Annotated in this window: 17 protein-coding genes; 2 read left to right on the top strand and 15 right to left on the bottom strand. The window is 72.7% G+C overall.

Annotated features, from left to right (window positions below; genetic code table 11):
* Positions 1–26: 26 nt before the first annotated feature.
* Positions 27–2,534: a glycoside hydrolase family 65 protein gene (locus KM842_RS14105; protein WP_216259338.1), complete on the bottom strand. Its 2,508-nt coding sequence runs from the start codon at positions 2,532–2,534 to the stop codon at positions 27–29.
* Positions 2,531–3,337, bottom strand: coding sequence for an HAD family hydrolase (locus KM842_RS14100; protein ID WP_216259336.1), 807 nt, complete (start codon positions 3,335–3,337; stop codon positions 2,531–2,533). Before KM842_RS14100 ends, KM842_RS14105 begins: the two co-directional genes overlap by 4 nt.
* 160 nt (positions 3,338–3,497) lie before the next feature.
* Between KM842_RS14100 and KM842_RS14095 the strand changes: the two genes are divergently transcribed.
* Positions 3,498–4,850 (top strand): APC family permease, encoded by a 1,353-nt coding sequence (locus KM842_RS14095; protein WP_216259334.1) that lies wholly within the window; start codon positions 3,498–3,500, stop codon positions 4,848–4,850.
* A gap of 173 nt (positions 4,851–5,023) precedes the next feature.
* Here the strand turns inward: KM842_RS14095 and KM842_RS14090 are convergent, their stop codons facing one another.
* The 6 genes from KM842_RS14090 to hxlB all read right to left on the bottom strand — a co-directional run bounded on the left by KM842_RS14090 (position 5,024) and on the right by hxlB (position 10,041).
* The gene (locus tag KM842_RS14090; protein ID WP_253206144.1) at positions 5,024–5,782 is read right to left on the bottom strand and encodes an alpha/beta hydrolase; all 759 of its coding nucleotides are present in this window, start codon (positions 5,780–5,782) and stop codon (positions 5,024–5,026) included.
* 144 nt (positions 5,783–5,926) lie between these two features.
* Positions 5,927–6,565, bottom strand: coding sequence for a PepSY domain-containing protein (locus KM842_RS14085; RefSeq protein ID WP_216259332.1), 639 nt, complete (start codon positions 6,563–6,565; stop codon positions 5,927–5,929).
* Positions 6,566–6,634: 69 nt separating this feature from the next.
* On the bottom strand, positions 6,635–7,972 hold the full coding sequence (locus KM842_RS14080) for a sensor histidine kinase (protein ID WP_253206143.1): 1,338 nt from the start codon (positions 7,970–7,972) through the stop codon (positions 6,635–6,637).
* On the bottom strand, positions 7,965–8,642 hold the full coding sequence (locus KM842_RS14075; protein ID WP_216259330.1) for a response regulator transcription factor: 678 nt from the start codon (positions 8,640–8,642) through the stop codon (positions 7,965–7,967). Before KM842_RS14075 ends, KM842_RS14080 begins: the two co-directional genes overlap by 8 nt.
* A gap of 173 nt (positions 8,643–8,815) precedes the next feature.
* Positions 8,816–9,445 carry a 3-hexulose-6-phosphate synthase gene (gene hxlA, locus KM842_RS14070; RefSeq protein ID WP_216259328.1) on the bottom strand — a complete coding sequence of 210 codons (630 nt, stop codon included), beginning with the start codon at positions 9,443–9,445 and terminating at the stop codon, positions 8,816–8,818.
* A gap of 23 nt (positions 9,446–9,468) precedes the next feature.
* Positions 9,469–10,041: a 6-phospho-3-hexuloisomerase gene (gene hxlB, locus KM842_RS14065; RefSeq protein WP_216259327.1), complete on the bottom strand. Its 573-nt coding sequence runs from the start codon at positions 10,039–10,041 to the stop codon at positions 9,469–9,471.
* Between the two features lie 114 nt (positions 10,042–10,155).
* On the opposite strand from hxlB, the gene KM842_RS14060 reads away from it, so the two are divergent.
* Positions 10,156–11,079 (top strand): helix-turn-helix transcriptional regulator, encoded by a 924-nt coding sequence (locus KM842_RS14060; RefSeq protein WP_253206142.1) that lies wholly within the window; start codon positions 10,156–10,158, stop codon positions 11,077–11,079.
* Positions 11,080–11,116: 37 nt separating this feature from the next.
* Here KM842_RS14060 and KM842_RS14055 read toward each other — a convergent pair whose 3' ends face one another.
* The 7 genes from KM842_RS14055 to KM842_RS14025 form a co-directional block, all read right to left on the bottom strand.
* On the bottom strand, positions 11,117–11,803 hold the full coding sequence (locus KM842_RS14055; protein ID WP_216259324.1) for a response regulator: 687 nt from the start codon (positions 11,801–11,803) through the stop codon (positions 11,117–11,119).
* A complete protein-coding gene (locus KM842_RS14050; protein ID WP_216259322.1) occupies positions 11,800–14,292 on the bottom strand; it encodes an ATP-binding protein in 2,493 nt (830 codons plus the stop codon). The genes KM842_RS14055 and KM842_RS14050 overlap by 4 nt, the downstream gene beginning before the upstream one ends.
* A 123-nt stretch (positions 14,293–14,415) precedes the next feature.
* The gene (kdpC, locus tag KM842_RS14045; RefSeq protein ID WP_216259320.1) at positions 14,416–15,018 is read right to left on the bottom strand and encodes a potassium-transporting ATPase subunit KdpC; all 603 of its coding nucleotides are present in this window, start codon (positions 15,016–15,018) and stop codon (positions 14,416–14,418) included.
* Positions 15,015–17,162 carry a potassium-transporting ATPase subunit KdpB gene (gene kdpB, locus KM842_RS14040; protein ID WP_216259318.1) on the bottom strand — a complete coding sequence of 716 codons (2,148 nt, stop codon included), beginning with the start codon at positions 17,160–17,162 and terminating at the stop codon, positions 15,015–15,017. Before kdpB ends, kdpC begins: the two co-directional genes overlap by 4 nt.
* Positions 17,159–18,847: a potassium-transporting ATPase subunit KdpA gene (gene kdpA, locus KM842_RS14035; protein WP_216259316.1), complete on the bottom strand. Its 1,689-nt coding sequence runs from the start codon at positions 18,845–18,847 to the stop codon at positions 17,159–17,161. Before kdpA ends, kdpB begins: the two co-directional genes overlap by 4 nt.
* Positions 18,847–18,936 carry a potassium-transporting ATPase subunit F gene (locus KM842_RS14030; protein ID WP_017887940.1) on the bottom strand — a complete coding sequence of 30 codons (90 nt, stop codon included), beginning with the start codon at positions 18,934–18,936 and terminating at the stop codon, positions 18,847–18,849. Before KM842_RS14030 ends, kdpA begins: the two co-directional genes overlap by 1 nt.
* On the bottom strand, positions 18,933–19,163 hold the full coding sequence (locus tag KM842_RS14025) for a hypothetical protein (protein ID WP_216259314.1): 231 nt from the start codon (positions 19,161–19,163) through the stop codon (positions 18,933–18,935). Before KM842_RS14025 ends, KM842_RS14030 begins: the two co-directional genes overlap by 4 nt.
* Between the last annotated feature and the right edge of the window lie 129 nt (positions 19,164–19,292).

Raw genomic sequence — 19,292 nt, 5'->3', positions numbered from 1 at the left:
CGGCCGGGTCGGGGCGGAGCCCCGCCCTAGGCGGTGGTGTCCTCGTCCTCGCGGTCGTGCTCCAGCGAGATCGTCGGGATGGAGGCGGTGATCACCGATCCGTCGGCACGGAGCGTCCCCTGGATGTCGCTGGTGGTCGGCGCGTGCCCGCTCATCCGTGGGCCCTGGTGCGGCAACGGTACGACCGTCGGCTCACCGGGCCGGACCTGGACCGGCTGGTTGTGCACCCAGGCGTCGAGGCCGTCACCGGTCTCGACGGTGAAGGTCAGCGAGTCCTGCGCCAGGTCGACGCGGACCCGCGAGCCGTGCACCGTGATCCGGTACGTCAGTCGGTCCCAGTCCACCGGCAGCCGCGGGTTGAAGCTCAGCCGGCCACCGTGGTCGCGCATGCCGCCGAAGCCGTTGACGAGCGCCCCCCAGATGCCGCCGGTCGACGCGATGTGCACGCCGTCGGTGGTGTTGCCGTGCAGGTCCGCCAGGTCGACGTACAGCGCGGTCTGGAAGTACTGGTCGGCGAGCTCGTGGTACCCGACCTCGGCGGCCATGATCGACTGCACCACGGCGGACAGCGTCGAGTCACCCGTGGTGAGCGCGTCGTAGTAGTCGAAGTCACGGCGCTTCTCGGCCGGCGTGAACTCGTGCCCCTGCAGGAACAGCGCGAGCACGACGTCGGCCTGCTTGAGCACTTGGAAGCGGTAGATGACGAGCGGGTGGTAGTGCAGGAGCAGCGGGCGTTTCGACTCCGGCGTCCGCTCGAGGTCCCACAGTTCCTTGTCGAGGAACTGCGCGTCCTGCGGGTGGATGCCGCGGTGCGGGTCGAAGGGGATCTCCATCGACTCGGCCGCGCGCTCCCAGTTCTCGACCTCCTCGTGGTCGAGACCCGTGCGTCGGACCATGCGGGCGTACTCGTCGGCGTCGTCGACCGCGAGCTGGCGGCACGCGTTGACGGCGGACCAGAGGTTCGCCCGCGCCATCACGTTCGTGTACATGTTGTCGTCGACGACCGTCGTGTACTCGTCCGGCCCGGTGACGCCGTCGATGTGGAACTTCTGGTCGCCGTTCGACCGCCAGAAGCCCAGGTCCTCCCACAGCCGCGCCGTCTCGACGAGGACGTCGATCGCGCCGCGCTTGAGGAAGTCGGTGTCGCCGGAGGCCCGCACGTACTGCATGAGGGCATGCGCGATGTCCGCGTCGATGTGGTACTGCGCGGTGCCGGCCGCGTAGTAGGCGCTGGACTCCTCGCCGTTGATGGTCCGCCAGGGGAACAGGGCGCCGCGCTGGTTCAGCTCACGCGCGCGCGACCGGGCGGCGTCGAGCATGTTGTAGCGGAAGCGGAGCGCGTTCCGGGCGACGATCGGCGCCGTGTACGACAGGAACGGCAGGACGTAGATCTCCATGTCCCAGAAGTAGTGGCCGCCGTAGCCGGAGCCAGTGACGCCCTTCGCCGCGATGCCGTGGCCGTCCGTCCGCGCGGTGGCCTGCGCGAGCTGGAACAGGTTCCACCGGACGGCCTGCTGCACCTCGGGCTGCCCGGCGACCTCGACGTCGGACCGCGCCCAGTAGTCGTCGAGCCAGGCGCGCTGCTGGCCGAAGACCTCCTCGACGGTCTCGTACTTCGCCCGGTCGAGCGTGCGGTCGCAGCGGTCGGCCAGTTCGCGGGCCGGGACGCCACGGGAGGTGTGGTAGACGATGCTCTTCACGAGGCGGATCGGCTGGCCGGCCTTGGCCTGCACGCGGTACACGTGCTTGGCGAGGTCGTCCTCGATGCTCGAGGTCTCGTCCCAGTTGTTCTCGGTCTCGATCCGGTGCTCGACGCCGACGCAGATCGTCATGCCGGAGCTCGTCGCCTGGTACCCGAGCAGCGAGCGCGACCCGGCGTTCCGCTTCAGTCGCGGCTGGAGCACGCGGTCCGTGAAGGACTCGGCCTTGCGCGGGTCGAACGCGGCGGCGGCGGCCTTCATGCCGGCGTGGTACTCGTCGGCGACGTCCTGGCGGTTGAGCACCTGGCTCGACAGCAGCACCGAGGCGTCGTGGTCGAGCATCGTGACCTCGTAGTCGATGACGGCGAGGTGCCGCTCGACGAAGGACACCAGGCGTCGCGAGCGGATGAGGACCCGCTTGCCGGAGGGCGTCGACCACTCGGTCTCGCGCAGCAGGTACCCGCCGCGGAAGTCGAGCCGCCGGGTGTGTCGCAGGATGTCCGCCTCGGACAGGACGAGCGGCTCGTCGTCGACGTACAGGCGGATGACCTTGGCGTCGGGGACGTTGATGATCGTCTGCCCGGTCTTCGCGAAGCCGAACGCGGTCTCGGCGTGCCGGATCGGCCACGTCTCGTGGAAGCCGTTGACGTACGTGCCGTACTGCACGCCACCACGGCCCTCGTCGAAGTTGCCGCGCAGGCCGAGGTAGCCGTTGCCGACGGCGAAGTTCGTCTCGTCGACGCCCTGCTCGTCCGCGTACTCGGTCTCGATCAGGGCCCACTCGTCGACCGGGTACCGGACACGGTCGAGGGGGTCTGCGGTGATGGGGTTCATGCGGTCTTCCGGGGGTTGACGGGAGGCTGGTCGGCGCCGGACGCACCGGCGACCGTGGTGGCGAGGTCGGGCAGCAGGTCGGCGAGGTCGGACACGACGAGGTCGGCCCCGTGCGCGCGGAGGGCGTCGGCCCCGGCGCCGCGGTCGACCCCGACGACGAGCCCGAAGGCGCCGTTGCGGCCGGCCTCGACCCCGCTCGTGGCGTCCTCGACGACGACGCACTGCGCGGCGGTGAGGCCGAAGCGGGTCGCGGCGTCGAGGTAGGTGTCGGGCGCGGGCTTGCCGGCGAGGCCGTCCTGGCGGGCGACCGCGCCGTCGACGACGACGTCGAAGCGGTCGAGGATGCCGGCGGTCTCGAGGACCGACCGGGCGTTCGCGGAGCTCGACACGACGGCGACCTCGTACCCGGCGTCGATCGCCGCGGTGAGGAAGCGCAGCGAGCCCGGGTACGGCGCCACGCCGTGCTCCTCGAGCTCGGCGGTGAACTCGGCGTTCTTCCGGTTGCCGAGCCCGCAGACGGTGTCCAGGGCGGGGTCGTCCGCCGGGGTGCCCTCGGGCAGGTCGATGCCGCGGGCGTGCAGCAGCGAGCGGACACCGTCGTAGCGGGGCTTGCCGTCGACGTACGCGAAGTAGTCCTGCTCGGTGTACGGAGCGGCACCGTGCGCGGCGAGGTACGGGGTGAACAGACGGCTCCAGGCGCGCATGTGCACCTCGGCCGTCGGCGTGAGGACACCGTCCAGGTCGAAGAGGAGCGCGCGCTGGTCAGCGAGACGTGCAGGGGTTCGCCGATCCGACGACGTCATGGGGAGGGCCTTCCAGGGTGGCGGTGTCGAACAGGGTTGCTGCGCGTCCCACTCTAGGACCGGGGCGGGCGGCTGTCCCGCTCGGGCGGGAGGGTCGTACGCGGTCCGTCGAACGCGGATCTGGACGCCTCCCCAGCCCCGAGCAGGGATGCTCGCGCTCATGACCACCGACACCACCGCTCCGCCGCAGGACGGGACCGGCTCCAAGCTGAAGCAGGCGATCACCGGCCCGCTGCTGTTCCTCTTCATCCTCGGCGACGTGCTCGGGGCGGGCATCTACGCCCTGATGGGGACGCTGTCGAAGGACGTCGGCGGCGCGCTCTGGGCCCCGCTCGTCCTCGCCCTGCTCCTCGCCCTGCTGACCGCCGGCTCCTACGCCGAACTCGTCACGAAGTACCCGAAGGCCGGTGGTGCCGCGGTCTTCGCCGAACGCGCCTACAAGGTGCCGCTCGTGTCGTTCCTGGTCGGCTTCTCGATGCTCGCCGCCGGTGTGACCAGCGCCGCCGGGCTGTCCCTCGCCTTCGCCGGCGACTACCTCGGCACGTTCATCGACGTCCCGCCGGTGCCGGCCGCGATCGTGTTCCTGGCGCTCGTCGCCTGCCTGAACGCCCGCGGCATCTCGGACTCGCTCCGCAGCAACGTCGTGATGACGGTCATCGAGCTGTCCGGTCTGGTCATCGTCATCGTCGCGGTCGCCGTCATGATGGGCGGCGGCGGGGGTGACGTCTCGCGCGTGGGTGCGTTCCCGACCGGGGCGAACCCGGGCCTCGCCACCCTCAGCGCCGCGATCGTCGCCTACTACTCGTTCGTCGGCTTCGAGACCTCGGCCAACGTCGCCGAGGAGGTCCGCGAACCCGCCAAGGTCTACCCCCGCGCGCTGTTCGGGTCCCTCGCCACCGCGGGCGTCGTCTACGTGCTCGTCGCCCTCGCCAGCTCGATCGCCCTGCCCGCGTCGGAGCTCTCCGACTCGAGCGGTCCGCTGCTCGCCGTCGTCGGGGCGACCGGTGTCCCGATCCCGGACTGGGTCTTCAGCATCATCGCCCTGGTCGCCGTCGCGAACGGCGCCCTGCTCACGATGATCATGGCGAGCCGGGTGACCTACGGCATGGCCGAGCAGCGCCTGCTGCCGAGCCTGCTCGGGAAGGTCCTGCCGAAGCGGAAGACCCCGTGGGTCGCCATCGTCGCAACCACGATCGTCGCGATGGCACTGACCCTGGTCGGCGACGTCGGCACGCTCGCCGAGACGGTCGTGCTCCTGCTGCTCTTCGTGTTCATCAGCACGAACGTCGCAGTCCTCGTGCTCCGCAGGGACAAGGTGGAGCACGAGCACTTCCGGGTGTGGACGTTCGTGCCCGTTCTCGGCGTCGCCTCGTGCATCCTGCTGCTGACGCAGCAGAGCGGGCAGGTCTGGCTGTACGCGGCGGTCCTGCTGGCGGTCGGCGTCGTGCTGTACTTCGTCGCCCGTGCGACGCGGGGTCGCGGGGGCGACGCCGCAGGGACGCAGGCCGACTGACGGAGGCGGGTCGCGCCTCCCGGCTGCCGGCCTGGAGGCCCGCCCCGCGTCCGCCACGCACCGCGCGTCCGCCCGAGACGCCACCGAACGGCCGAGACGCCGCCGAATCCGGCGGCGTCTCGAGTTCTCAGCGGCGCCGTCTGCAGACGGGGGCGTCTCGCGGAGTGTCCCCCTCAGCGGAGGTCGCGGACCCAGCGCTCGACGGCGGCGGTGATCGCCTGCCCGGACTCGCGCCGGGAGACCGTCGCCGGCTGGTCGCCGGGCTGCGCGCCGTAGGCACCGAAGGCGGCGTGGTTCGCTCCCGGCACCTCGACCGACGTCGCGGAGGCAGGGAGTTCGTCGCGGGCCGCGGCGACCTTCGCGGGCGTCGACAGGCCGTCCCGCGAGCCCGAGACGCTGAGCACGTCGAGGTCGGTGTCGGCGAGGTCGTTCGCGCAGTAGCTGCCGAGGAGGAGCAGCCCCGCGACGTCGGGCCCCGCCGCGAGCTGGCAGGCCCGCACCCCGCCGAGCGAGTGCCCCCCGACCGTCCACGTCCGGACGCCGGGGGCGTGCGCCTCGAAGCGGGAGAGCGGTCGGGTGTCGAAGAACGCGAGGTTGAGCGTCGGCTTCGTGATGACGACCGTCGTGCCGTCACCGACCACCTGCCGGAAGGTCGCCATGTAGGCGTACGGGTCGACCTTCGCGCCGGGCACGAACACGATCCCGACGCCGTCCGCGGTCCCGGTCGGGGTCATCACCACGGCGTCGCCGGCGTCCCGCACGGACACCCGGTCGTCGCGCCACACGGTGAGTGCCGCCGAGCGGGTTCCCTGCATGACGACGTGCGCCCAGACGAGGAACACCAGCACGAGGACGAGCAGGACGGCGAGGGCCCACGCGCCGACGCGCAGGGCTCGGTGGCGGCGGGGGCTCGGGCGCGTGTCGGTGCTCACGCAGCCGACGGTACTGCCGCTGCCCGGATGCCGGGAGGCGGTGGGTGGCGAGACGCCGGCGTCTGCGGGACGCCTCGGAACCGACGAGACGCCGCCGGAGTCGGCTGCCCGGGTCCTCGGGGGCGTCTCGCGCAGTCGGGGGCGTCAGTCGTCGGTGTCGACGCTGTTCGCGAGCACCTTGCCGCTGCCGGCGTCGATGCGGATGCTGTGCGTCGCGCCGGAGCCGTCGAGGACGTCGCCCTCCCAGACGACGGTGCCCGCGTGGTCGTCGAGACCGAGCTCGGTGACCGTGCCCGCGACCGTCCCCGTCAGACGTGAGGCGGCCTGGGACACCGTGAGGTCTGCGGCTTCGACGAACCGCTCGTTCTCCGCGACGTCGTCGGCGTCCGAGGTCTCCTTCGTCGGACCAGCGGTGGTGCGCTTCCCGTCCGCGGCGACGTGCACCTCCTGCTCGTTGCCGTCGGCGGTGACGACGACGACCTCCCACGAGGTGCCGCCGGCCTCCTGCTCGATCGAGGTGACGGTGCCCGAGCCGACGGCCGTGCGTGCGGTCGCGGCTGCGGCGGCGAGGGACTTCCCGTCGGCGGCGGTCGTACCGGTACCGGTGCCCTCGGTCGCGGAGACGGACGGGGCGGACGCAGCCGGGGCGGAGACGGCGGGGGCGGCCATGTCGTCGCGGTCGTCGTCGTCCGTCGCGCACCCGGCGAGCACCAGGGCCCCGACGAGGGGGAGTGCGGTGAGGAGGGCGACGCGGCGGGCGGTGGTCTTCGTCGTGGTCTGCATGTGACCACCCTGGGTCGCGGGCACTGAAGCAGACCTGAAGCGCCCTGGGACCGGCCCCGGTGTGCCCGGTCAGTCCTGCTCGGCCGGCAGCCGCACCGTGAAACGGGCGCCGCCACCGGGCGCCGTGGACACCGCAACGCTGCCGCCGTGCCCGCGGACGACGGCGTCGACGATCGCGAGCCCCAGCCCGGACCCGCCCGCATCACGCGCCCGCCCCTCGTCGAGCCGGACGAAGCGCTCGAAGACGCGGGCGCGGTCGGCCTCAGGGACACCGCGCCCGTCGTCGTCCACGGTCAGGACAGCTGCCCCACCGTCGGCGGCGAGCGTGACGACCACCGCGTGGTCCGCGTGCCGGACCGCGTTGTCCACGAGGTTCCGCACCACCCGCCCGAGCAGCCGGTCGTCGCCGCGCACCCGGGCCGGAGCGACGCCGGACACGTCGATGGGGACGGCCATCGCGGACCGCGGCCGGGACGCCTCCGCGAAGACCAGGTCGTCGAGGTCGACCGCACGGTCCCGCTCGCGCCCGCGCTCGTCCACCCGCGTGAGCAGGAGCAGCGACTCGACGAGCTCCTGCAGTCGGGCTCCCTCGTCGAGCACCACGTCGGCCAGCTCCCGGGTGTCGGTGACCTCCGGGTGCGCGCGGGCGACCTCGGCGTGCTGCCGGATCGTGGCGAGCGGGGACCGGAGCTCGTGTGAGGCGTCGGACACGAACTGCCGCTGTGCCTGCTGGGACGCCTCGAGCCGTCCGAGCATCCGGTTCATGGTCACGGCGAGCCGGTCGACCTCGTCCCCGGAGCCCGGTTCGTCGACGCGGGCGTGCAGGTTCGTGCCCTCGACCTCGTCGACCTCGCGGCGCATCCGGTCGACCGGTCGGAGGGCGCGGCCGACGACGATCCAGGTCACGAGCGACATGAGTGCCACGACGACCGGGACCGCGGCGGCCACGAGCACGGTGACCGTCCGGGTGGCGGTGTCGGCGTCCTCGAGCGACGCACCGACGACGAGCACGCCGTCCCCGCCGCCGGGGAGCGACACGTCGTCGGCGACGAGCAGCCACCGCTCGCCGTCGTGCCGGTACCGGGACTCCTCGGCGGCGGCGAGCGGCCGGTCCGGGCTGTCCTCCGCGCGGGCCAGCACGCGGCCGTCCCCGTCCTGCAGCTGCGCGAGCACGTCGTCGTCCTCGGCGCGCACGGCCGCCGTCCCGTCCGCCTCGACCCGGGCGGTCAGGCTGTCCAGGCCCTGCTCGGCGGTCGACCGCACGCCGTCGACGAGCGAGGTCCGGAGGACCCCGACGAACGCGACCGCCCCGAGGACGAGGGCGACGAAGACGACGAGTGCCGCGCCTCCCGTCGCGCGCGCCCGGATGGACCGGGGGCGGCGGGACGGACGCGACCGGTCAGCCACCGTCGGCGGCGAGGCGGTAGCCGGCCCCGCGGACGGTCTCGATGGCGTTCCGGCCGAACGGTCGGTCGACCGTCCGTCGGAGGTGCCCGACGTACACCTCGACGATGTTCGGGTCCCCCGCGAAGTCGTCGTCCCAGACGTTCGCGATGACGTCGCGCTTGGACAGCACCTGCCCGAGGTGGCGCATCAGGTACTCGAGGACCGTGAACTCCCGGCTGGTCAGGTCGAGCAGGACCTCGCCCCGCCAGACCCGTCGCTCCGCGGGGTCCAAGCGCAGGTCACCGGCCTGGAGGACCGTGGGCCGCTCCCGGGACCCGCGCCGGACGAGCGCGCGGAGCCGTGCGACGAGCACCGGGAACGAGAACGGCTTCGTCACGTAGTCGTCGGCGCCGGCGTCGAGGGCGTCCACCTGGTCCCACTCGCCGTCCTTCGCGGTGAGCATGAGCACGGGCGTCCAGTCCTGCTCGGCGCGCAGGGTCTCGCAGACCTTCCAGCCGCTCATGCCCGGCATCATGAGGTCGAGCACGATGGCGTCGTACGGGTTCTCGCGGGCGTACCAGAGGCCGTCGACACCGTCGTGGGCGACGTCGACCGCGAAGCCCTCGGCCTGCAGGCCCTTCCGGATGCCCTCGGCGAGCCGGACCTCGTCGTCGACCACCAGCACACGCATCGTCCGAGCATGGCGGCGCGGCCTGAACCGGCGCTGAAGCCCGCCACGGGCCTCCCGGCTGCCGAGACGCCCCCGTCAGCCGGAGACGCCCCGGACAGCACGAGACGCCCCCGGATTCGGAGGCGTCTCGTGGGCATCGCGGCGCTTCGAGGCAACCGCGTCGTGCGGAAGGACTACGCGGCGTCGATCGCGGCGCGGATCTCGGCGGCAGCGGCACCGACGTCCGAGGCGCTGTAGATCGCGCTGCCGGCGACGGCGACGCGGGCTCCGGCAGCCTTCACCGAGGCGACCGAGGACGCCTTCACGCCACCGGCGATCGAGAACGGCACGCCCGAGGCCTTGCCCTCGTCGAGGAGCGTGTCGAAGGTGAAGCCCTCCTCGGCCTGCTCGTCGAGGCCGGCGTGCACCTCGACGAACTCGACGCCGAGCTCGGTGACCTCGCGGGCACGGGCAGCCTTGTCCGGGACGCCGATCAGGTCGACGACGATGCCCTTGCCGTGCTTCTTCGCTGCCTTCACGGCACCGACGATGGTGCTGTCCCCGGCGACGCCGAGCACGGTGACGAGGTCGGCACCGGCCTGGAACGCCATGTCGGCCTCGAGCTCACCGGCGTCCATCGTCTTGAGGTCGGCGAACACGATCTTGTCCGGGTGGGCATCCTTCATCGCGGTGATGGCCGCGACGCCGGCGCTCTTCACGAGGGGCGTGCCGAGCTCGAGGATGTCGACGTGCGGGGCAGCCGCGGCGGCGAGCTCGAGGGCGGTGTCGGTGGAGAGGGTGTCGATGGCGAACTGGAGCTGCATGGGTGTTCCTTCTTCCGTGGGGGTCATTCGAGGTTGGCGTGCCGCGGCCAGAGGTCGTCGGCGGAGTGTCCGCTGCGCTGCCAGAGCGCGTGGAACAGCGCGTCGCCGAGCAGGACGACGCCCTGCTCGAACAGGCTGCCCGCGTACTGGGCCGAGGCGGTCCCGGAGCGGTCCGTCTTCGTCGCCGCCGGCAGCACGAGGGTGACCTCGGCCAGCTCGGCGAGGGGGGACGAGGACGTGGTCGACACGGCGACGACCTGCGCACCGACGTCGACCGCCGTGCGCGCGGCCTGCACGATGCCGCCGGTCGTGCCCGACCCGCTCGCGGTGAGCAGGACGTTGCCCTCCTCGATCGCGGGGGTCGTGGTCTCGCCGACGACGTGCACGTCGAGCCCGAGGTGCATGAATCGCATCGCGGTCATCCGGAGCGCGAGGCCGGACCGGCCGGCGCCGTGCACGAACACGCGCTCGGCGCCGTCGAGCAGGTCGAGTGCGCGGTCCGCGACCGTCTGGTCGCTCTCGGCCACCCCGTCGACGAGGTCGTCGAGTTCGTGGCTCACGAGGTCGAGCGCGGTGGCGAGCGTCAGTCGGGTCATGGGTCAAGAGTGCGCGCCCGGTGCGCCGTACGCCGCTACCCGACACGGCGGGCGTCCCACCCGTTCGGATGGCCCACGGCGTCCCACTCGGGCGGGGCGGGTAGGTTCGGCCCGGTGGACGCATCGACCGGCCGGGAGGCCCGCATCACCCCCGACACCTCGGTGACGGCGGTCCCGGGGCCGGGTCGGGCCTCCGCTCCAGCGCTGCCGACGTCGTCACGCGACCCGGGGCACCCGAACCGGGCCGACGCCGCCGAGCAGGCCCGCGTGCTGGCCGACCAGGCCGACCGCCACACCCTGACGCTCGAGTCCGTCCTCGCGGTCCTGCGCTCCCCGCGGGTGGGCGACGCCGCCGCACGGGCCGAGGCGGTGGAGATCGCGTCCGCCGCCCTCGTCGACCTGCGCACCTCGACGGACCGGCAGCGCGAGGTGCTGCTCGAGCCCGTCGCCGGGGCGTTCTCGCGCCTCCGCGCCGACCTGCGCCCCCTCGTGCGGTTCGGCGACCTCGACGTGCAGTTCGTGGAACCACCGGCGACCGGACGTGCGCTGCCCGGCGACGTCGCGCACGCCGCCCGGGCGATCGTCCGGACGGCGGTGCTCACCCTCGTCGACGAGGGGTCCGCCGGACGGGTCCGGATCCAGTGGGACTGCGACGGGCGGAACCTGCTCATGCAGCTGCGCGACGACGGCGCCGGCACGCACGACGCCCAGGACGACGCCATGCGGCCGATCGCCGAACGGGTCGCGGCACTCGCCGGCCAGATGCGGGTGGACTCGACGCCGGGCTGGGGGTCCGTCCTCGACGTGACCGTGCCGCTCGACCCGCCGATCGGTTCGGTGCCCTCGCCCGAGGACTCCGACCTGACCCCGCGCGAGCTCGACGTCCTGCGGCTCGTCGCGACCGGCGTGGGCAACCGCGAGATCGCCGACGGGCTCGGCATCAGCGTGAACACGGTGAAGTACCACGTGGCGAACCTGCTCCGGAAGCACGGCGCCCGGACCCGCGCGGAGCTCGCGGCGCACGCGCACGCCGGCTGAGCGCGCGCCCTGGCGCGATCCGCGACGACGCGGCGGATCAGCCGGCCGGGGCGAACCGGTAGCCCATCCCCGACTCGGTGACCAGGTAGCGCGGGTGCGAGGGTTCCGGTTCGAGCTTCCGCCGCAACTGCGCCATGTACAGCCGCAGGTAGCCCGAGTCGTTGCCGTGCGTCGGCCCCCACACCTCGGTCAGCAGCATCTCGCGCGTGAGCAACCGGTCGGGGTTCGTCACGAGCACCTCGAGCAGCCGCCACTCCGTCGGGGTCAGCCGGATCGCCGGTCCGTCGGGCGCGGTGACCTGCTTCGCGACGAGGTCCACCACGAGGTCCCCGATGCGGATGGTCGGCGCGGCCTCCCCACCCGCGGGCACCCGCCGGCGGCCGAGCGCGCGGAGCCGGGCGAGCAGCTCGTCCATCTGGAACGGCTTCGTCACGTAGTCGTCGGCACCGGCGTCGAGCGCGTCGACCTTGTCACCCGAGTCCGTGCGCCCGGAGAGCACGAGCACCGGCACCTGCGACCACCCGCGGATGCCCTCGAGCACCCCGATGCCGTCGAGCCGGGGCATCCCGAGGTCGAGCAGGACGATGTCGGGTCGGTCGGTGATGACGGCGTCGATGGCCGCGCGGCCGTCCCGGGCGGTGACGACCTCGTACCCACGCGCTCCGAGCGTCACGGCGAGCGCCCGCACCAGCTGCACGTCGTCGTCCGCGATCAGGACCTTCATCGTCCCACCACTCCCAGGTGTCCGGCGATCGGCAGCCGCACCACGACGGTGAGACCACCACCCGGGGTGTCGTCGACCTCGATCGTGCCGCCCATGCCCTCGGTGAACCCGCGGGCGAGGGCCAGCCCGAGTCCGAGTCCCGTGTCGTTGTCGGTGTCGCCGAGCCGCTGGAACGGCTGGAACACGTCTTCGCGCCGGTCCTCCGGGATGCCGGGGCCCCGGTCGGCGACGCGCAGTTCGACGCCGCCCGCGAAGGCGCTGGCGGCGATGCGGACGCGCTGGTCGTCGGGCGAGTACCGGACGGCGTTCGCGAGCAGGTTCACGACGACCCGCTGGAGCAGCACCGGGTCCGCCAGGACGGGCGGGAGCTCGGCGGGCAGGTCGAGGTCGACGTCCTCCGGTCCGAGCTCGAGCTCGTCGAGGGCGGGAGCGACGACGGTGTCGAGCGAGGTCGGCACGGGTGAGGCGGCGAGCACCCCGGCCTGTACCCGACTCACGTCGAGCAGGTCGGCCAGCAGCACGGCGAGCTGTCGCAGGCTCTCGTCGGCGGTGGCGAGCAGCGCCTCCCGGTCGGCCTCGCCCAACCTGACGTCGCGCGCCCGGAGCGACTGCACGGCGGCCGAGGCGGCGGCGATCGGCCGCCGCACGTCGTGGCTGACGGCCGCGAGGATGGCGCTCCGCACCCGGTCGACGGCCGCGATGCGTTCCGCGTCGACCGCGGTTCGGGTGAGCTGCCGGTGCTCCAGGGCGGCGTCGAGCTGCTGCTCGACGACGCGCAGCAGCCGACGCTGAGTCGGGTCGTCGGGCGCGCCGGCGAACTCGAGCACGGCCCCGGACGGGAGGCTCGTGGCCGTGTCCGCCACGTCGCCGAACGTCCCGGACGTGGCCTGCACCTCGTCGCCCTGCCGGACGCGCACGCCGGCGAAGCCGAACGCCTCGCGGGTGCGCTCGACGAGGGCCTGGAGTGCGTCGTCGCCGCGGAGGACGCTGCCGGCGATCCCGACGAGCAGCCCGGACTCGGCGGCGGCTCGGCGGGCGGTGCGGGAGCGTCGGGCCGACCGGTCGACGACGAAGCTCACGAGCACGGCGCTGACGACGTACATGACGAGCGCGAACAGGTGCCAGGGCTGCTGGACGGTGACCTGGTGCAGGGGTCGGACGAAGAAGAAGTCGAGGCTCAGCCCGGACAGCACCGCGGCGAACACGGCCGGCAGCATCCCGCCGATCAGCGCGACGACGAGCACGAGCAGCTGGTACGCGAGGACGTCGACGGTGATCGAGTCCGGGTCGTCGGCGAGCGAGAGCGCCCAGGTCAGGAGCGGTCCGGCGACCAGGGACAGCAGGAACGCGGCCACGATCCGGGAGCGCGACAGGCTGCCGCCGAGCTTCGGCAGGGCGACGCCGCCGCCGGCGCGTTCGTGCGTGACGACGTGCACGTCGATGTCGCCCGACTCGCGGATCACGGTGCTGCCGATGCCCGGGCCGGTGATGGCCGCGGCCAGCCGGCTCCGACGGCTGATGCCGATCACGATCTGGGTGGCGTCGATCGACCGGGCGAACCGGACGAGCGTCGTCGGCACGTCGTCGCCGACGACCTGGTGGTAGGTCCCGCCGAGCTGTTCGAGCAGGGCGCGCTGCGTGCCGAGCGCGCCCGGGTGGCGTTCGCGCAGGCCGTCGTTCGTCGTGACGTGCACGGCGGCGAGCTCGCCGCCGGCGGACCGGGCCGCGATGCGGGCGCCGCGACGGAGCAGGGTCTCGCCCTCCGGGCCTCCCGTCAGGGCGACGAGGACGCGCTCTCGGGTCTCCCAGCGGTTCGCGATGCCGTGCTCGGCGCGGTAGCGCTTGAGTGCGTCGTCGACCTCGTCGGCGAGCCAGAGCAGGGCGATCTCGCGGAGGGCGGTGAGGTTGCCGAGGCGGAAGTAGTTCGACAGGGCCGCGTCGACCCGGGCGGCCGGGTACACGAGCCCGTCGGAGAGCCGGTCACGGAGGGCCTGCGGCGACAGGTCGACGACCTCGATCTGGTCGGCGGCCCGCACCACGGCGTCGGGGACGGTCTCGCGCTGGACGGTGCCCGTGATCTCGCGGACGACGTCGCCGAGGGACTGCATGTGCTGCACGTTCACGGTGGAGATGACGTCGATGCCCGCTGCCCGGAGCGCCTCGACGTCCTGCCAGCGCTTCTCGTGCGGGCTGCCGGGGGCGTTGGTGTGGGCGAGTTCGTCGACGAGGGCGACCTCGGGCCGGCGGGCGAGCACGGCCTCGAGGTCCATGTCGTCGAGCTCCACACCCCGGTGCTCGACGGCGCGGCGGGGGACGACCTCGAGCCCGTCGACCAGCGCGGCCGTGGCGGCGCGGCCGTGGGTCTCGACGACGGCGACGACCACGTCCCGGCCGTGGTCGGCCATCCGACGCCCCTCCTCGAGCATCGTGTACGTCTTGCCCACGCCGGGGGCCGCACCGAGCAGCACCCGCAGCTTCCCTCGCTTCACGCGCTCATCCTCTCCTGCTCGGGCCCCGACGCGGACCGTACCCGCACGACGGCGGCCGTGCCGGACCGCGGTCGCCAGCGGTCCGGACGGGTCGGGGCCGTGCGGGTCCGGTCCACTCCGCGGTCAGCGCTGCTGCGCCAGGGCCAGGTTCAGTTCGAGCACGTTCACCGCGGGGGAGCCGAGGACACCGAGCTGGCGGCCGTCGGTGTGCTCGTCGACCAGGGCGCGCACCCGGTCCTCGGACAGCCCGCGGGCCTCGGCCACCCGCGCGACCTGCTGCAGGGCGTACTCCGGGCTGATGTCCGGGTCGAGGCCGGAGCCCGAGGCCGTGACGGCGTCGGCGGGCACCTCGGACGGGTCGACCCCGTCGGCCTCCGCGACCGCGGCACGGCGCTCGTCGATCGCCTTCGTCAGGTCGGGGTTCGACGGGCCGAGGTTCGAGCCGGACGAGGCACCGGCGTCGTACCCGTCCTCGCCTGCGGCCGACGGGCGGGACTGGAACCAGCGGTCCGCGTCCTTCCCGGCGAAGGACTGGCCGATCAGGGACGACCCGACGACCGTGCCGGACGAGTCGGTGACCATCGAGCCGTTCGCCTGGTCGTGGAACGCCGCCTGGCCGACACCCCACACCGCGAGCGGGTAGGCGACGCCGAGGACCACGGTGGCGAGCAGGGTGAGGCGGACGGCCACACCGGTGGAGCGGAGGAAGGAACGAGTGGAAGTCATGACGAGAACCCCGGGATGAGACCGACCACGAGGTCGATCAACTTGATGCCGATGAAGGGGACGACCACGCCGCCGAGCCCGTAGACGAGCAGGTTGCGGCCGAGGATCGACGACGCCGACGCCGCGCGGTACTTGACGCCACGCAGGGACAGCGGGATGAGCGCCACGATGACGAGCGCGTTGAACACGATGGCCGACAGGATCGCCGACGCGGGACTGTGCAGCCCCATGATGTTGAGCACGCCGAGCCCCGGGAAGGTCGCCTGGAACATCGCCGGGATGATCGCGAAGTACTTCGCGATGTCGTTGGCGATCGAGAACGTGGTCAGCGCACCGCGGGTGATGAGCAGCTGCTTGCCGATCCGGACGACGTCGATGAGCTTCGTCGGGTCCGAGTCGAGGTCGACCATGTTGCCGGCCTCCTTGGCCGCGGTCGTCCCGGTGTTCATCGCGACGCCGACGTCGGCCTGGGCCAACGCGGGGGCGTCGTTCGTGCCGTCACCGGTCATCGCGACGAGGTTGCCGCCCTCCTGCTCGCGCTTGATGAGTGCGAGCTTGTCCTCGGGGGTGGCCTCGGCGAGGAAGTCGTCGACGCCGGCCTCGGCCGCGATCGCCTTCGCGGTGCGCGGGTTGTCGCCGGTGATCATGACGGTGCGGATGCCCATGCTCCGCAGCTCGGTGAAGCGCTCGGCGAGGCCGTCCTTCACGACGTCCTTGAGGTGCACGACGCCGAGCAGGGCGACCTGACCCGACGGGTCCTTCCGGGCGACGACGAGCGGCGTCCCGCCCTGGTCGGACACCTCGGCGACGGTCGCGTCCACGGCCGCGGTGACACCGGCGTCGCGGGTGTCGGCCCAGGCGAGCACTGCTGCTGCGGCGCCCTTGCGGACCTCGGTGCCGTCCGGCAGGTCGACGCCCGACATGCGCGTCTGCGCCGTGAACGGCACCTCGACGGCGCCGGACGGGAGGCCCGCCACGGCTCCGGCGGCGAGCGCCAGGTCCACGATGGAGCGGCCCTCGGGCGTGCCGTCAGCGGCGCTGGACAGCGCGGCGGCGGCGGTGAGGTCGGCCTCGGTCACCCCGGGCACCGGCACGAACCGGGAGGCCCGACGGTTGCCGTAGGTGATCGTGCCGGTCTTGTCGAGGAGCAGCGTGGTGATGTCGCCGGCCGCCTCGACCGCGCGGCCGGACATCGCCAGGACGTTGTGCTGCACGAGCCGGTCCATGCCGGCGATGCCGATCGCGGAGAGCAGGGCGCCGATGGTCGTCGGGATGAGGCAGACGAGCAGCGCGATGAGCACCGTGATGCTGACCGTCGAGCCGACGAGCCCGGCGATGGGCTGCAGCGTGAGGCAGACGATCACGAACACGATCGACAGCGACGCGAGCAGGATGTTCAGCGCGATCTCGTTCGGCGTCTTCTGCCGGGCGGCACCCTCGACGAGCCGGATCATCCGGTCGATGAAGGTCTCGCCCGGGGTGGACGTGATGCGCACCAGGATCCGGTCGGACAGCACGCGGGTACCGCCCGTGACGGCGCTGCGGTCGCCGCCGGACTCGCGGATGACGGGCGCCGACTCGCCGGTCACCGCGGACTCGTCGACCGACGCGATGCCGTCGACGACGTCGCCGTCACCGGGGATGACCTCACCGGCGACCACGACGACGAGGTCGCCCTTCGCCAGGTCGACGGACGCGACGTCCTCGGTCGACGCGGACAGCGCGGCCGGGTCGGCGGACGAGTAGCCGACCACGCGGCGGGCGGTGGTCGTGGAGCGGGTCTTCCGCAGGGTGTCGGCCTGGGCCTTGCCCCGGCCCTCGGCGACCGACTCCGCCAGGTTGGCGAACAGGACGGTCAGCCAGAGCCACACGGCGATGACGACGGTGAAGGACGACGGGACCGGCGCGCCGGAGTCGGCCGAGCCTCCCGTCCGGCTGAACGGCTCGACGACGGCGGTGACCGTCGTCAGGGCGGCGCCCACCTCGACGAGGAACATGACCGGGTTCTTCCACATGAGCCGGGGGTCCAGCTTGCGGAACGCGCCCGGGAGGCCCGCCGCCAGCTGGCGGGGTCCGAATGCGGACGAGCGGGTGGCCGGCCGGGAGGCCGTGGTCACCTCCGGTTCGGAGGTTTCGATGGTCATCGGACCAGTCCTTCTGCGAGGGGTCCCAGTGCGAGCACCGGGAAGTAGGTGAGTGCGGTGACGATGACCGCGACACCGCCGAGGAGGGCGATGAAGAGCGGCCGGTGCGTGGGCAGCGTGCCGACGGTCGCGGGGACCTTGTCCTGCGCGGCGAGCGACCCGGCGAGCGCCAGGACGAACACCATCGGCACGAAGCGGCCGAGCAGCATCGCGACGCCGAGCGCGGAGTTCATCCACGTCGTGTTCGCGGTGAGGCCGCCGAACGCCGAGCCGTTGTTGTTGCCGGCGCTGGTGAACGCGTAGAGGAGCTCAGACAGGCCGTGGTTGCCCGGGTTGTAGATGCTCGTGCCGAGCACCTGCTCCCGGACGCCAGGGATGACGAGCGACAGCGCGGTCCCGAGGAGCACGACCGTCGGCGTGACGAGGATGTACAGCGCCGCGAAGGTCATCTCCTTGGCGCGGATCTTCTTGCCGAGGTACTCCGGCGTGCGGCCGACGAGCAGGCCGCCGATGAACACCGTGATCACGGCGAGCACGAGCATGCCGTACAGACCGGATCCGACGCCGCCGGGGGTGACCTCGCCGAGCATCATGTTGATGAGCGCCATCATCCCGCCGATCGGCGTGAAGCTGTCGAACATGCCGTTGACGGCGCCGGTCGACGTGGCGGTCGAGGTCGTGCCGAAGAGCGTGGTCCCGAGGATGCCGAAGCGGACCTCCTTGCCCTCCATCGCCGCACCGGCGGCGTGCGTCGCGACCCCGCCGCCGGCGAGTTCGGCGATCGACATCACCGAGAGCGACACGAGGAAGATGCCTGCCATCACGGCGAGGATCGCGGTGCCCTGACGGCGGTCACCGACCATCGCGCCGAAGGTGCGCGGGAGAGAGAACGGGATGACGAGCATGAGGAAGACCTCGACGAGGTTCGTCCACGCCTGCGGGTTCTCGAACGGGTGCGCGCTGTTGGCGTTGAAGTAGCCGCCGCCGTTGGTGCCGAGGAGCTTGATCGCCTCCTGCGAGGCGACGAAGCCCTCGGGGACGTGCTGCGTGCCGCCGGCGAGCGTGGCGACGTCGGTACCGGCGCCCCACGACTGGACGACGCCACCGGCGACGAGGACGAGCGCGAAGACGAAGGACAGCGGCAGGAGCAGCCGTCCGGTCGCACGGACGACGTCCACCCAGACGTTGCCGATGGTGCCCTGGCGACGACGGGCGAACCCGCGCACGAGCGCCACGGCGACGGCGAGCCCGACCGCGGCGGACAGGAAGTTCTGCACCGCGAGGCCGGCCATCTGCACGGTGTACCCGACGGTGACCTCGGGTGAGTACGACTGCCAGTTCGTGTTCGCCACGAACGAGGCCGCGGTGTTGAACGCGAGCGCGGGGCCCACGGCGGGCAGGCCGAGGTCGCCCGGCAGGACCACCTGGATGCGCTGCAGCAGGTAGACGAGCAGCAGCCCGGCGACGCTGAACAGCAGCACGCCGCGGAGGTACGCGGCCCACGACTGCTCGGCGTCCGGGTCGACGCCGATCACCCGGTAGACCAACCGCTCGACACGTCCGTGGCGAGGGCTCGTGAAGACGCGGGCCATCCAGTCGCCGACCGGACGGTGCACGAGCACGAGCAGCAGGACGAGGACGGCGACCTGCGCGATGCCGGCCCAGGTCTGCGCCGCGCCGCCCATCAGAATCGCTCCGGGCGCACGAGCGCCCAGACGAGGTACACGACAGCGGCGATGCCGAGGACGGCAGCGGCGATGGTGATGCCGATCACAGCCGCTCCACCCCCTTGGCGATCAGTGCCACCACGCCGAACACGGCGAGGACACCGGCGACGACGAAGACGTCGAACACGTGGGACTCCTGGAGATCGAGGTGTCCGCGGCAGGTGCCGTGGACCGCACCGGTTGGGGTGCCGTACCGATGCTCGGTCCGGGTGCCGCCCCGACGGTCGCTCCTAACGGTTCCCTGACGCCGTGGTGGTCGACGCGTGCGGCGCACTAACGCGGAGCGTGCGGGGCCGCCGTTGCGGAACCCTCCCGTTGCGGTAGAGTTCGAGTGGCGCAACCCTCCCACTGCGGAAGGGTTGCCTGCGCCGGACGCTCTGTGCCGCCGGCCCGCGCGACGCTG

Origin of the sequence: Curtobacterium sp. L6-1, assembly GCF_018885305.1 — a bacterium.
Classification (GTDB): Bacteria; Actinomycetota; Actinomycetes; order Actinomycetales; family Microbacteriaceae; genus Curtobacterium; species Curtobacterium aetherium.
This window is presented reverse-complemented; position numbering and strand designations above follow the sequence as displayed.